10 protein-coding genes are annotated in these 13,564 nt (G+C 59.0%); 5 read left to right on the top strand and 5 right to left on the bottom strand.

What is annotated here, in order from left to right:
- Positions 1-2: 2 nt before the first annotated feature.
- The 4 genes from ACZ9DP_RS25935 to ACZ9DP_RS25920 form a co-directional block, all read right to left on the bottom strand.
- On the bottom strand, positions 3-1,349 hold the full coding sequence (locus tag ACZ9DP_RS25935; RefSeq protein WP_476203988.1) for an HlyD family type I secretion periplasmic adaptor subunit: 1,347 nt from the start codon (positions 1,347-1,349) through the stop codon (positions 3-5).
- Entirely contained in the window at positions 1,339-3,510 is a 2,172-nt protein-coding gene (locus tag ACZ9DP_RS25930) for a type I secretion system permease/ATPase (RefSeq protein ID WP_476205479.1), read from the bottom strand. The genes ACZ9DP_RS25935 and ACZ9DP_RS25930 overlap by 11 nt, the downstream gene beginning before the upstream one ends.
- A gap of 116 nt (positions 3,511-3,626) precedes the next feature.
- Entirely contained in the window at positions 3,627-5,645 is a 2,019-nt protein-coding gene (locus ACZ9DP_RS25925; protein ID WP_476203987.1) for a hypothetical protein, read from the bottom strand.
- A 143-nt stretch (positions 5,646-5,788) separates the two neighbouring features.
- Positions 5,789-6,772: a fibrinogen-binding protein gene (locus tag ACZ9DP_RS25920; RefSeq protein WP_074067809.1), complete on the bottom strand. Its 984-nt coding sequence runs from the start codon at positions 6,770-6,772 to the stop codon at positions 5,789-5,791.
- A gap of 867 nt (positions 6,773-7,639) precedes the next feature.
- Between ACZ9DP_RS25920 and ACZ9DP_RS25915 the strand changes: the two genes are divergently transcribed.
- Positions 7,640-8,407: a helix-turn-helix transcriptional regulator gene (locus ACZ9DP_RS25915; RefSeq protein WP_476203986.1), complete on the top strand. Its 768-nt coding sequence runs from the start codon at positions 7,640-7,642 to the stop codon at positions 8,405-8,407.
- Positions 8,408-8,420: 13 nt separating this feature from the next.
- Here the strand turns inward: ACZ9DP_RS25915 and ACZ9DP_RS25910 are convergent, their stop codons facing one another.
- The gene (locus tag ACZ9DP_RS25910) at positions 8,421-8,747 is read right to left on the bottom strand and encodes a hypothetical protein (protein ID WP_239598988.1); all 327 of its coding nucleotides are present in this window, start codon (positions 8,745-8,747) and stop codon (positions 8,421-8,423) included.
- A gap of 370 nt (positions 8,748-9,117) precedes the next feature.
- Between ACZ9DP_RS25910 and ACZ9DP_RS25905 the strand changes: the two genes are divergently transcribed.
- The 4 genes from ACZ9DP_RS25905 to ACZ9DP_RS25890 are packed head-to-tail and all read left to right on the top strand — an operon-like array spanning position 9,118 to position 13,561.
- A complete protein-coding gene (locus tag ACZ9DP_RS25905) occupies positions 9,118-10,137 on the top strand; it encodes a UDP-glucuronic acid decarboxylase family protein (RefSeq protein ID WP_476203985.1) in 1,020 nt (339 codons plus the stop codon).
- A gap of 1 nt (position 10,138) precedes the next feature.
- Positions 10,139-11,122: a UDP-glucose 4-epimerase GalE gene (galE, locus tag ACZ9DP_RS25900; protein WP_476203984.1), complete on the top strand. Its 984-nt coding sequence runs from the start codon at positions 10,139-10,141 to the stop codon at positions 11,120-11,122.
- Entirely contained in the window at positions 11,119-13,005 is a 1,887-nt protein-coding gene (locus ACZ9DP_RS25895) for a glycosyltransferase family 2 protein (protein WP_476203983.1), read from the top strand. The genes galE and ACZ9DP_RS25895 overlap by 4 nt, the downstream gene beginning before the upstream one ends.
- A 46-nt stretch (positions 13,006-13,051) precedes the next feature.
- Entirely contained in the window at positions 13,052-13,561 is a 510-nt protein-coding gene (locus tag ACZ9DP_RS25890; protein ID WP_476203982.1) for a DUF995 domain-containing protein, read from the top strand.
- Positions 13,562-13,564 lie beyond the last annotated feature (3 nt).

Raw genomic sequence — 13,564 nt, 5'->3', positions numbered from 1 at the left:
CATCAGCGTTCCTTGAATGCGCGCGACATGCTGTCGGTGATCGGTTTCGTCAGATACTCGAAGAAAGTGCGTTCGGATGTCTGGATCAGCACGTCGGCCGGCATGCCGGGCACCGGATGGAAGCCGTGAACCCGGCTGATCTCGTCGTCGGGTATTTGGACACGCACGATATAGACATCCTTCACCTGCTGGCCGGCATTTTCCTCGATCGAGTCTGCGGAAACGTAGAAGACGTTGCCGTTGAGCACCGGCGTCGTGCGCCGGTTGAGGGCGGAAAGGCGTATGGCCGCCGTCTGGCCCTCATGCAACTGGTCGATCGACGTGCGCAGTACCTGCGCTTCGATGATGAGCGGCACATGCGCGGGCAGGATTTCCATGATCGGCTTGCCGGTGGTGATGACGCCGCCTGCGGTGTGATAATAGCTGCGCACGACGGTGCCGTTGACCGGCGAGCGGATGACCGTGCGCTCGAGGACGCCTGCTGCTTCGCGAACCTGCTCGCGCACGCTGTCGAGTTCGGATTCGGCAGTTTCCAGCGCGTCGAGTGCGGCCTGCTTATTGGAGTTGACGGCGATGACCGCTTCCTGACGGAACTTGGCGACTTCCGCCTCGCTTTCATTGAGCTCGCCCGTCAGCCGCGATATATCGCCCAGTGCATCGGCCATGGCGCGTTCGATCGCCAGAAGGTCGGTCTTGCGCATATAGCCGACCTTGACGAGACGCGCCTTGGAATCGCGCTCTTCGGTCAGAAGAGACAGCTGGCGCTCGAAGGCCTCCTTCTGGCCGTTGTATCCCTTGAAGCGGTACTCCAGCGATTTGATGTTCTTATCGATGAGGTTGAGCTGTTCTTCCAGCTTGATCTGCTTGCTGTGGAAAACAACGTTCTGGCTCTGGATGATCGCGTTGACGTCTGGGTCGCTCGCCTCGGCCATGACGATGTCGGGTATTTTGAACTGGCGGGCGCCTTGGGCCTCGGCGCGCAGCCGAGCCACCACCGCTTCAAGGCGCAGGCGCCGCAGCTTCAGCATCCGCTCGTTGGAGAGCGCGGCCGTCGGGTCGAGTGTCACCAGAACATCGCCTTCCTTGACGACATCGCCTTCGCTGACGCTCATTTCCTTGATGATACCGCCTTCGAGATGCTGCACGATCTTGTTGTTGCCGGTTGCGACGAAGCTGCCCTGCGCGATGATTGCGGAGGCAAGCGGTGCGGTTGCCGCCCAGAAGCCGAAGCCGCCGAAGGAGGCGAAAAGGACGCTAAGCCCGATGATGCTGTGATAGCGGATGGAGCGCGGCACTTCGCTGTACCATTCGATCGGGTTGCCGGCCGGTTGCGGCTTTTTACTCACCATTGTCGTTACCTTCGATACGCGGCGGCTGCCGGCCGTTACTCTTGGAAAGCGCTTCCATGACCTCGGTACGCTCGCCGAACATGGCGACGGAGCCCTCCTTCAGAAGCAGGATCTTGTCGACGCACTGAAGCAGGGCGGGGCGCTGCGTGATCGTTACCGTCGTGATGCCCTTTTTCTTCGCATGGATGAGGGCACGTGCAAGCGCTGCCTCGCCCTGCGAATCGAGGTTGGAGTTCGGCTCGTCGAGAACGACGAACTTCGGATCGCCGAAGAACGCACGGGCAAGCGCGATACGCTGTTTCTGGCCGCCGGAAAGCGGAGCACCATCGGCAGCAACGATCGTCTCGTAGCCCTGTGGGAAGCTCGCGATCAGCTCATGCACGTCGGCAAGCACGGCCGCCTCGTAGATCTGCTGGTCTTCGACGTCGTCGCGCATGCGCGATATGTTGGCCTTGATCGTACCGGGAAAGAGCTGAACGTCCTGCGGCAGATAGCCGATGCTTTCGCCGAACTGCCGTTGGTCCCAGTTGCGCAGGTCCATGAGGTCCAGGCGCACGTTGCCGGAAGTCGGCAGGATCGAGCCGACGAGCATCTTGCCGAGCGTCGTCTTGCCGGAGCCGGAATTGCCGATGATCGCCAGCGATTCGCCCTTCTTCAGGGAGAAGGAGATGCCGTTCAGGATCACCTTCTTCTGCGGCGGCGGTACGAAGAGAATACGCTCGACATCCAGCCGGCCTTCCGGATTGGGCAGCCGCAGCCGCGGAAAGTTCAGCGGCGAGGTGATCAGCAGCTGCTTGATCCTGCCGAAGGCAGACGCCGACTTGTTGAACTGCTGCCAGCCTTCGATTGCACCTTCGATCGGCGCCAGCGCGCGGCCCGAAACGATCGAGGCCGCAATCACCATGCCGCCCGTCATCTCGCCCGAAAGCGACAGATGCGCGCCCCAGCCGAGCAGCGCGACCTGCGTGATCATGCGGCAGGCCTTCGAGACGCCGGAAAAGACGATATTCCGGTCCTGCGCCGAGACATGCGATTTCAGCGAGCCGGCCGTCTCTCGACCCCACATCTTCACCGCCTCGGGGATCATGGAGAGCGCATTGATGATCTGCGAGTTGCGCGACATGGAATCGAGGTGGAAGTTCGCGCGGCTGAGATAGCCGTTCGCCTCCGCGAACTGCCGCGCCGTGAACTTCTGGTTCAAATAGGCGATGACGAAGAGCACTGCGCAGCAGGTCATAATGATGAGACCGAGATGTGGATGCACCAGATAGACCACGACGACGAAGAGCGGCATCAGCGGTGCATCGAGAAAGGCGATGAGCGTGCCAGAGGTCAGGAAGGACCGCAATTGCTGCAGATCCTGCAGCGTCTGGTAGTCCCTGCCGTTGCCGTGCAGCGATGCGCGAGCGGCGGCACTCAGGATCGGCGCCCCGAGTTGCACTTCGAGCTCGACCGCCGTGCGCATCAGAATGAAGCGCCGGATCGAATCCATGAAGGCCTGCAGGATGACGGCGCCCAGAACGGCAACCGTGAGCATGACCAGCGTATCGATCGAACGGCTCGTGAGCACGCGGTCGGAAATCTGGAAGAGATAGAGAGGGATCGCAAGCAGCAACACGTTGATGGCGATCGTGAAGGCCATGACGATGACCATGTTGCGCCGGACCGCTGCGATACCCCTTGCAAGGCTAACGGCAAAGTTCACCGGTTCGCTGCGCTTGTGGAAGCTGGCGCCGCCACCGCCGCCACCGCCACCACCGCCAAAATCGGGGGTCTTGCCGTTGTTGCCGCCGTCGTTACGCTGGCGGCGCTCGTTCTCCCTGATTGGCCCGCGATTGCCGTCGATCGTCTTGCCGAAGGGAATTGCGGGATTGGCCTTTGCCTCGCTCTGATCACCCGGCGTCTTGAGCGGCACGATGGGCGTGTCAGGCGTTGCCTTGGCAACGGTTTCCCCGGCCTTCGCCTGTTTTGTCGACCGCTCAGGACCTGGGATGGCGCGCGAGCGTAGCGGGATCAGCGGGACCGTCTCCTCGGCTGGATTTTCGATCGGCTCAGGGGCTTTTTCGGCCTTCGGCTCGGCGGGCGAAACGGACTGCGCCGGCGCCGTGCGGTTCTCCGTGAGCTTCCGCAGGCTCGCAACGGCTTCGTCGATCGCCGACATGCAGGCAACCGTCAGCGTTTCGTCGACGCGGCCGGTACTGCCAAATCTGAGCGAGCGGTCGGCGGAAAGCGTCTGTTTTGAAATATGATTCACGTAACGTCTCCCTCTGGCTCCGGTTAGGCGACGACGGTTTGCATTACGTCGGCCGGTTGAGCCAGCGTCCATGAAAGGTCATGACCTGCGTTGATGACCGCGTCCTCGGATCCACCAAGCGGCTCGTCCTCCCCGAGGAATGCGATAACTTCATTGGCGAGATGATCGCTGTTCGGCTGTGGCTGCGATGTGTCGTGCTCCACCAGGCCGCCCTGGATCAGGATGGCATCCGAATAGAGCTGACCGGCAAGGTAGGTCGTCTGGCCGAAGCTGTCGTAATCGGTAATCTGCGCGATGTTGACGACCGCATTGCTGCCCGTGTCGATCTTTATATCGACGCCCTGGTTGTGCTCGAGAATGTTCGATACGGCCTGTGTCACGTCGTCGGAATCGCCAAGGATGCTCACCTGCTTGATGATGTTCACATCGTAGAGATTGCCGGTGATGTAGAGGACGTTGAGGCCGATATAACCTTCGAAATTGCCGTCATGCGATAGCCCCGACGGCATCGCCGCATCGCGGTCCTCGATTGCCTTTTGCGTCTGCACCACATAGTCGGGCATCGCTTCGAAACGGTCGTTTGCGCCGACGTTATGGATAGATGCGAGGTTCCAGATCAGATTGTTGCCGGATTGCACGGTGGCTCCTGGAGCCCCGTCCTCGGCGCGCACCCAGTCGTTGTCGTAGAGCAGGGCGATCTGCGAAATGACATTCATGTCCAGAATGTCGCCGCCGACGATGATCAGGTCGTACTGCATGCCGATGCCGAGGAAGGAGGCAAGGTTGACGGCGGCATTGCCACCTGTCAGCACGGTTGCCTCCGAACCGGTCGTCGTTACGGTCATCGTGTCGTTGTCGCTGATGAAGTGATACTGCTCGATCCAGTTCACGAAGGAAACATCGCCTTCGATCACGCTGACGCGCCATGCGGTCGGAAAGATCGTCTCAGCCGCCGGCTCTGCCGTGTCCGGCTTTCCGTCGTCGTAAGTGCTGCGCTCGAAAATCGCGATGTTGTTCGCAACGGTCGTCGCGCTATCGTCATGATTGAAGACGGAAGCGATCTCGTCGCGATCGCTGTAGACGTAAAACTGCGAAATCGCATCGATCTGATGGTAGTTGCCCATCACGGCGATAACTGGCGATATGATCGCCGTCTCGGTGATCTCCACCACGTTTGCAAGCACATTCGCGCCTGCGGCCACATCGAGGCTGTTTTCGCTGCCGCCGTCCTGTTCCACGGGTACGTCGCTTTTCTCAGGCTCCGTGGGCGGCGTTGCGATCCCGCGGTCGGGCATGAAGTCGTCGATCGAAGGCGCTTCTTCGACGAGCTGACCGTTCACATAAGTACTAATGCCGTCGATCTGGTTGTCTGGGAGTACGATGATCTGCGGTTCGCCGCTTTCCATCGTCGTGGCGCTGCTCTCGCGCGCCGCCTGGATGTACTCGTGGATATCGTCCGCGATCGCCCGCAGGCCATCCTGCGTATCGACGCGATCATAGGAAGAGAAGGGCGTAAAGGCGTCCGCCTTCTCGCTGAATTCCATGAGGCGGTGTGTGACGAAGCTCGTGTCGCGCAGCTCCGGCTGATCGCCGGTCATATTCAGGTGGTCGTCGTCGATCAGCATATTCGCCTGGGCGACATGGCTGATGACCGAGCCTGGTCCCTGGAAGGCTTCGAGTTCTTCTTCCTCCTCCTCGCCGGGAAGGTAGACATTGGCGCCGAAGTGTGGAGCGCTGAGATCGCGCGATGCAATCTCGGCCAGCTTCTTCAGGGTCTCTTCGAATACGCCGCCGAAGTGGCGCGGATCTCCGTAGTTGATATCATAGCTGACGGATCGGTAATCGACGCCTGGATCGTAATCTTTCAGCTGAAGGTTCGAAGTAAAGGCCGGGCTGAAAGCCTCGTCCTCTGACAGCGAAGGATCTGCTTCGCGCGGACGGGCGCCGTCCAGGTAATTGCTTCGCATCCGCGCTTCGTCGGTTGCCGCGCCGAATAAGCCGATAAAATGGGCAACGATTTCCGAAATCTTCTCTGCATGCATGACGGCCCCTCCCGTTCAACACGGTGTCCGGCCCGAAAGGCAGCAAACTCATCGATGACGAGCTATTCTTCTCTGCCGCTTCTCAAGCCACCAAACTGCACCGGCGGAATGCCGGTGCAGTTTGTTTCCGCACTGGTTGGAGGTCAGGCTCCAGAGTCGGCGTCGTCTCCCGCCAGGTTGCCGCCTACGACGCTGCTGTCGAAGGTGTTGGAGAGTAGGTTGGCGCCCTGAACGACTTCCAGATGGAAGCCGGAATTGGCAATGATCGCCGAAGCGTCTGCCGTGCTCGTGCCGGTGACGTCGTCGCCTGCGCCGCCATCCCAACCGCCGTCGCTGATGTCGATGCCTTCCGAGCCGAAGGCCTTGCCGCCGTCCGCTTCGAGATGGTTGCGGGCCCCTTCGTTATCCATCTTGATGTTCCAGGCACTGTCCTGGTCGGCAAGATGATTTGCCTGGACAGCGCTGAAGCCGTTGCCGCCAGCACCGAGCGAGCCGTTGAGGATGTTGTCGACATCAAGCGTGAACGAGAAGTTGTCACCGATATTGAGGTTGCCGCCGGCGATCCCGAGATTGTCGAAATCCTTGACGTCTTCAAGAACGGCGAAGTCTGTGTCCGTCTTGTTGAAGCTGTCGGTCGTCGTCGTATTGTGGCTGTTGGTATCGGTGATCGTCTTGATATCGGTGTCAGTATCCGTGATCGTCTTGATATCGGTATCGGTAATGGTCTTGATGTCGGTGTCCGTCTTGGTGCTGGTGAACGTGTCGTTGTCGCTGTACGACTTGCTGTCGTAGCTCCAGTCATAGTCTGTCTTGACGTCCGTATCGGTGATAGTGGTCGTCTTGGTGTTGGTGATGTTGTCGTTGTCGCTGTACGACTTGCTGTCGTAGCTCCAGTCGTATGAGTTGTCGCGGTTGTCGCCGTTGTTGGCATCGACATCGATCTTGGAGTCCACGTCCACATCGACGCTGCTGTCGCTGTTGTTGCGGTTGTCGCCGTTTGCCACACCGCCAACATAGCCGGTGGAGCCGTCTTCTACGTCAGTATCGTTGATTGCAGTATTGGCGAAGCCGTCGGCAAGTGCGCCGACATTCGTTTCATCGCCGCCATTCGGATAATTGTAGCTCATTTCGCATTTCTCCAAAAAAATTCGGAGCAGCTTTCGAAATCCCTTTCATCTCAACGGGATTTTGCTCGCGCTTGCTCCGATACTGTTACAGATCGGCAGATGTAAGCACTACCTTGTCACCTGCGTTTGATGTTCCGGTTTGTAGATCAAACCCTCATTGAACTGCGCGTTACTAAGTACAAAGGCGCAGGTATCCTGATCCGCAATGTAAGATTGCAGACTTGATGCACTTATTTCTTTGAGTTACCCCAGCTAAGGCGCCGCGATACCGCAGACACTAGGTGGTATTCGACGTCTCCCATGTCGCCATTTGGCAACGATGCGACTGTGGCCGAGAAAATATTATGTTGATAGATACCAATTCGGGCTAGCGAATCAGGAATTACTGCAAGCAGCCGGAAGTAATCATGGAAAATAGACCAGCGAAGCACTCGGGCATCCAGTCGCGCCCTGGCATACTGATGCCGCAAGGCCGCTGGCCTGGCGTTCCGAAGGTTCAGCTTGCTGGTTTTGCGGCCAGTACGTTTTCATAAGTAACTTCTTAGTTCGCTGCCGCGATGGTAAAATACCAAAAATAGTCTGTCTTTTATATTGGCACACAAAATACCATTTCGAGGCAAAAATATTGGAACATATAGCCCACAAGTTAGCTGTACTTACGCCGATACAACCGGAACAATAGGAAATATCACTTTAAATCTGCAAAAACTAACCCATTTGGGCCATTTATTTTCGTATCTGTTCATATTACCATAATTAAGAAATGGCTAACTAACTAAGACGGAAATTTTTAGGGCACACCTCTTTGGGTGTTTTCACATAATCGCCCAAAGCATCTGTAACGTGTAACGCTATGGGGAGGCGTAAATGTTCATGACGGCGTCAAAGACGGGGGATGCCGACCAAAGCCGAAAGTTCGGCCCGGCCGGAGATACAATACTGGTCATTGCAAATGCGGATTTGTTCTCCGAATGCCTGGCAGAGGCTTTGGCGAAGAAATTCGCAGGCTGCGAAGTGGTGAGCAAAGGCTATTCAAAGGCCATGCTGGAAAACGACGCAAATGACGCCAAGCTCGTACTCTTCTATCATATAGCGGGCACCGAACTGAACGAGGCACTTCAGGTCGTGCGGGAAAACCATCCGTCGACGTCGATCGGTCTCGTCGTCGAGGCGATCGACATGCTGGAGCCCTATATAAACCGGCTGGTCGAAGCGCGGGTCATCGATGGCGTGCTGCCGCTCAATCTCCGCCTCGACGTGTTTATGGCTGCGGTCGACCTTCTGATGAAGGGCGGCGAGCATTTCCCGTCGGCGCTGCTTAACCGGCTCACAGCCGCGCAGCCGGAAAAATCGCTTTACGAGACGAAGTCGGTTGCTGGAGCCAGTGCCGGCGCGCTGAGGCTACGACAAGGCGATCTTTCCGCGCTCACCACCCGCGAAGTCCAGATCCTGGACCTGATCTGCAAGGGTACGCAGAACAAGATCATCGCCGATGAGCTGCACCTTTCCGAAAACACAGTGAAGGTTCACGTGCGCAACATCTATAAGAAGATGAATGTCCGCAACCGCACTGAGGCCGCTTCACGCTTCTTCAACAATGAAGCCGCCAACGCAGCGGGCAGGTGGCGAAACTAGACCCTCAGGGTCGTCAGGTGGCCGGTCGCGCGAAGCAGCGCGACTTCTGGCCGAACCCGCTCGGCGTGCAGATCCAGGGCGCGGACCCATAATAAACCTTGGACCCCGCGCTCACCGGTGCTGCTTTGTTGCTCGCCACCGCATAGCTGTAGACCTTGCTGGTGCGCGGCACCTTGGCAACCACGGTTTTTGCCGGCTTTACATTGGACGCAACTGCCAGGTCGTCATCGACGGCCGCACAGGAAATCGGTCCGGCAGCGATGAGCATCAGCCCAAAAACTAGCGCAGTCCTGCGAACGGCATCCGACGTCCGCATTCCGGTGAAATCGAAGTTCCGCATCGCTCGTTCCCCTCAACAAGGCAGCCTTTTGCCTGCCTTCCGCTCCCATGTCTAGAACGTATTGGTTGAGCGAAGCTTGCATTGTCGATTCTATTCCAAATCCAACATGGTTAAGCAGGATTAAACACGCCTGTCTCAACTGTATTACTAGAGTAATCAATTCGATATAACCCGCGCTTTTCACATTGACGGAATATAAAAGCGTAATATCATCAACCATAGATAGACTTGAATTGACAGGAAGTGCGTAGTTCTACTCGAGCAGCTCAAGTATTTATCTATTCTACTTCGGAGTAATTCTGGAGGCTGAAGGAGATCTGTTAGAAATACAGGGATCAGTGTTCTTGATCCTATTGGGAAGGGGTTTGTAATGCGTAGTTTCGTTCCCAACGAAATATGTTCCGGTTATGATAATCTATCGGGCCGGACACCGAAAAAAGTACTCGTCAACGGAGGCGCGGGATTCCTCGGCTCCCACCTGTGCGAGCGGCTTCTCAAGGGCGGCCACGAAGTTATCTGCCTGGATAATTTCTCGACCGGCCGCCGATCGAACGTCCACCATCTCCGGCCATTTTCACGTTTTCGGATCATCGAGCACGATGTTCGCAGTCCGTTTGACGTCGATGCGGCGCTGATTTTCAATTTCGCGTCTCCGGCATCTCCGCCGGATTATCAGCGCGATCCGGTTGGAACCTTGCTCACCAATGTGCTCGGGGCCGTCAATGCCCTCGATCTCGCACGGCGCAACGGGGCGACGATCGTGCAGTCCTCGACCTCCGAGGTCTACGGCGATCCGGAGCACAGCCCGCAGCGGGAGAGCTATTGCGGCAACGTCAACCCGGTCGGTCCGCGTGCCTGCTATGACGAAGGCAAGCGCAGTGCCGAGACGCTGTTCTTCGACTACCATCGAACCTACGGCGTCGATATCCGGGTCGGGCGGATATTCAACACCTACGGGCCGCGCATGCGTCCGGATGACGGCCGCGTGGTCTCGAATTTCATCGTCCAGGCGCTGCAGAACAAGAACATCACCATTTACGGTGATGGCTCGCAGACCCGTTCCTTCTGCTATGTCGACGATCTGATCGAAGGGTTCCTTCGTTTCTCGAACGCCGGGAAGAAATGCACAGGGCCGATCAATCTCGGCAATCCGGCCGAAATCCCGGTGCGCCAGCTCGCCGAGATGATCCGCGAGATGACGAACTCGCGCTCGCGTATCGTTCATCTGCCTCGGGTCGCAGATGACCCGAAACAGCGGCGGCCGGATATCTCGCGGGCCCAGGCAAAACTCGGCTGGCAGCCGCGTGTCGCGCTGGAAACCGGCCTTGGAAAGACGATCGAATATTTCGAGGCACGTCTTTCCGCGGCAAAGGTAGCGGAGGCCGTATGAGATGTCTCCCACCATCATCGTCACGGGTGGTGCCGGCTTCATCGGCAGCCACATCTGCAAGGCGCTGGCCGGCGCGGGGTTCACGCCGGTCGCATATGACAATCTCTCGACCGGCCATCAGGATGCCGTTCGCTGGGGTCCGTTGATCGATGCCGACATCGCCGATGTCGGCTCCCTGAAAAAGGCGCTCGGCAGGTTCGAGCCGGTATGCGTCATCCATTGCGCGGCGAATGCCTATGTCGGCGAGTCCGTCGCAGATCCGCGCAAATACTATCGCAACAATGTTTCCGGCAGCCTTGCGCTTTTGGAAGCATGCCTGGACCAGCAAGTCGATCGCATCGTCTTTTCGAGCAGCTGCGCGACCTATGGCATTCCGGCGGCATTGCCGATCCGCGAGGAGATGGTTCAGCTGCCGGTCAATCCATACGGACGAACGAAACTGATCTTCGAAATGGCGCTGGAGGATTATGCCGCCGCCTATGGCCTTCGTTTCGTGTCGCTGCGTTATTTCAATGCCGCCGGCGCCGATCCGCAGGGCGATCTTGCCGAGCGTCATGAACCTGAAACGCATCTCATCCCGCGGGCGTTGCTGGCGGCTGCACACCGTCTGCCGTGCCTGGAGGTTTTCGGCAATGACTACGAGACCGAGGATGGCACCTGTGTTCGCGATTACATCCATGTCAGCGATCTCGCGCAGGCCCACCTTGCCGCCGTCGACTACCTTGCAAGCGGCGGCGAAACGCTGCGAGTCAATCTCGGCTCCGGCCATGGCACCTCCGTCGGCGAGATACTGAGCGCCATTCATCGCATCACCGGACACGAGGTTCCCGTTCACTACGATATCCGCCGTGCCGGCGACCCGCCGGTGCTTTTTGCCGACACCGCACGGGCGCGGGCGGTTCTCGGCTTCACGCCGCAGTTCTCCGACATCGACACGATCATCCGCACGGCGAGCCCGACCTTCGGTTTGGAGGTACGCGCATGAACGTGGCGCCATTCGTGACCAGACAGAGAAGGTCGGCGGCTCGTGCTGCTAGGCAGGACGCGCTCGAGCCCATCTTTGCAGGCTGGAGCCGCGCCGCCTACTGGTTCGGCGTCGCCTGCTGGCTCGCCGCGCTTGCCTATTTCTGGACATGGTGGCTGCAGCCCGTCCATGTGATCTCAACGCCGGCATTCATCATGACGACGGCGACCGTTGCCTGGGTCACGCTGATCCCGGCCTATTTCATCTTCATCTTCGTCAATGCGAAGCGGATGAAGCCTTGGGCAGCCGTCCCCGCGGGCCGCATCGCCATGGTGGTCACCAAGGTGCCGTCCGAGCCCTTCGAGGTGGTGCAAAAGACATTGCTCGCCATGCTTGATCAGAAAGGCGTCGAGTTCGACATCTGGCTCGCCGACGAGGATCCGGCGGAAGAGACGAAGCGCTGGTGCGCCCGGCATGGCATCTTCATTTCGACGCGCAAGGGCGTTGCCGCCTATCACCGCACTGAGTGGCCGCGCCGGACGCGCTGCAAGGAAGGCAACCTTGCTTATTTTTATGATCGCTACGGTTATGACCGCTATGATTTCGTGGCGCAGTTCGATGCCGACCACGTACCGGAGCCTACCTATCTGCAGGAAGTCATGAAGCCCTTCGCCGACCCGCGCGTCGGCTATGTCTCGGCTCCCAGCATCTGCGATGCGAATGCCGCCGACAGTTGGGCCGCAAGAGGCAGGCTCTATGCCGAGGCAAGCCTGCATGGTTCGCTTCAGGCGGGTTACAATGGCGGCTGGGCGCCGCTCTGCATCGGCTCGCATTATGCCGTGCGCACCGCAGCGTTGCGTCAGATCGGCGGCCTCGGGCCGGAGCTTGCCGAAGATCACTCGACGACGCTGATGATGAATGCCGGCGGATGGCGCGGCGTGCATGCGCTCGATGCGATCGCCCATGGCGACGGCCCGGCGACGTTTGCCGATCTCGTCGTCCAGGAATTCCAGTGGTCGCGGAGCCTGGTGACGATCCTGCTGCAATATTCGCGCACTTACGTGCCGAAGCTGCCGCTGAAGCTGAAGTTCCAGTTCCTGTTTTCGCAGGTCTGGTATCCGCTGTTTTCGGCGTTCATGGCGCTCATGTTCGCCCTACCGGTCTTGGCCTTGCTGACAGGTCACGTCTTCGTCGGCGTCACCTATCCGGACTTCCTGCTGCATTTCTCGCCGCTGTCTCTGGTGCTGATTGCGCTTGCTCTCTTCTGGAGGCGCAGCGCAACTTTTAGGCCATATGACGCCAAGCTTTTCGGCTGGGAAGGCATTGCCTTCGTTCTCCTACGCTGGCCGTGGTCGCTTGCCGGAAGCCTGGCTGCGCTACGCGATCACGTCACCGGCTCCTTTGTCGATTTCCGCATCACGCCGAAGGGCACGCAAGCGCAGAGGACGCTGCCGCCGGTCGTTCTGCTTCCTTATGTGCTGCTGGCGGGTATTTCCCTTGCCGCGATGGTGCTGGCACCTGCCGAAGGCGCTGCCCGCGGCTTTTATATCTTCGCCGGCATCAACGCCGTGATCTATGCCGCGCTGACCATGCTGATCGTTGCGCACCACGCACGCGAGAACGGCTTGCCGCTTATGCCCCGCTCACGCGGTCTAAGGCTCGTGGCGGCCAGCGCGCTGACGCTTCTTGTCGCCGGCAGCGGCGAAATCCGCCTGCACGGCCTGAGCAGCCTCGAAGCGCTGTCGCATGGCCAGGTCATCGTCAGTTTCACGGAAGCAAAATACGCAGTCGCAGGTGCCGGTCTCGGCGGCGGCAAGACGCGGATCGTCAAATTCCGCTTCAAGTGGAATGGGTTCCGGCAGCAGGCTGCCGCAGGATCAGAGAGAGTGGAGCCGAGCGCGTAGAGTCAAAGCCATGTCGGCGGGAGCGCTTCGGTTGAAGGAGAGCGCAATGAGAATAGGAACAAGAACATATGGCGCGGTGGCTGCCGCCGTCCTCAGCCTGGCACTTTGCTTGCCAGGCGCGGCAGCGCAAGCCGAATCGAAGAAAGCGCCGATGCCGCTCAGCGCCTACGAACTCTACCAGCTCTATCGCGACAAGACCTGGACCTGGGGCACCGGCGGCGGCCGCTTCATGGACGAAGGCCGCCGCTTCGTCGCCTGGACGAACGACGGCGGAAACCAATGGGTAGCCGATGGCCGATGGGCCGTAGACGATCTCGGACAGATGTGCATGCGCGCCACCTGGACGAACGAAGAAGGCCCGGCCCGCGTCAGTACCTGCTTCGGTCACCGCAAGATCGGCAGGGTGATTTATCAGAAGCGCCAGCCCGACGGCAATTGGTACATCTTCCGCCACGCCTCAGCGCGCGCCGGCGATGAATATCTGAAGCTCGTGCCGGCCGACACCGTTAGCGCCAATGCGGCTGCCTACAGGCAGAAGCTGATGGCTCGGAGGTAAGGA

This window comes from Rhizobium sp. USDA 4016 (assembly GCF_056279705.1).
This window is presented reverse-complemented; position numbering and strand designations above follow the sequence as displayed.

What these genes read in the sequence shown, in the direction of transcription:
- ACZ9DP_RS25935 (WP_476203988.1), bottom strand. Translation starts at nt 1,349, where the DNA reads ATGGTGAGTAAAAAGCCGCAACCGGCCGGCAACCCGATCGAATGGTAC.
- ACZ9DP_RS25930 (WP_476205479.1), bottom strand. Translation starts at nt 3,510, where the DNA reads ATGTCGGCGATCGACGAAGCCGTTGCGAGCCTGCGGAAGCTCACGGAG.
- ACZ9DP_RS25925 (WP_476203987.1), bottom strand. Translation starts at nt 5,645, where the DNA reads ATGCATGCAGAGAAGATTTCGGAAATCGTTGCCCATTTTATCGGCTTA.
- ACZ9DP_RS25920 (WP_074067809.1), bottom strand. Translation starts at nt 6,772, where the DNA reads ATGAGCTACAATTATCCGAATGGCGGCGATGAAACGAATGTCGGCGCA.
- ACZ9DP_RS25915 (WP_476203986.1), top strand. Translation starts at nt 7,640, where the DNA reads ATGTTCATGACGGCGTCAAAGACGGGGGATGCCGACCAAAGCCGAAAG.
- ACZ9DP_RS25910 (WP_239598988.1), bottom strand. Translation starts at nt 8,747, where the DNA reads ATGCGGAACTTCGATTTCACCGGAATGCGGACGTCGGATGCCGTTCGC.
- ACZ9DP_RS25905 (WP_476203985.1), top strand. Translation starts at nt 9,118, where the DNA reads ATGCGTAGTTTCGTTCCCAACGAAATATGTTCCGGTTATGATAATCTA.
- galE (WP_476203984.1), top strand. Translation starts at nt 10,139, where the DNA reads ATGTCTCCCACCATCATCGTCACGGGTGGTGCCGGCTTCATCGGCAGC.
- ACZ9DP_RS25895 (WP_476203983.1), top strand. Translation starts at nt 11,119, where the DNA reads ATGAACGTGGCGCCATTCGTGACCAGACAGAGAAGGTCGGCGGCTCGT.
- ACZ9DP_RS25890 (WP_476203982.1), top strand. Translation starts at nt 13,052, where the DNA reads ATGAGAATAGGAACAAGAACATATGGCGCGGTGGCTGCCGCCGTCCTC.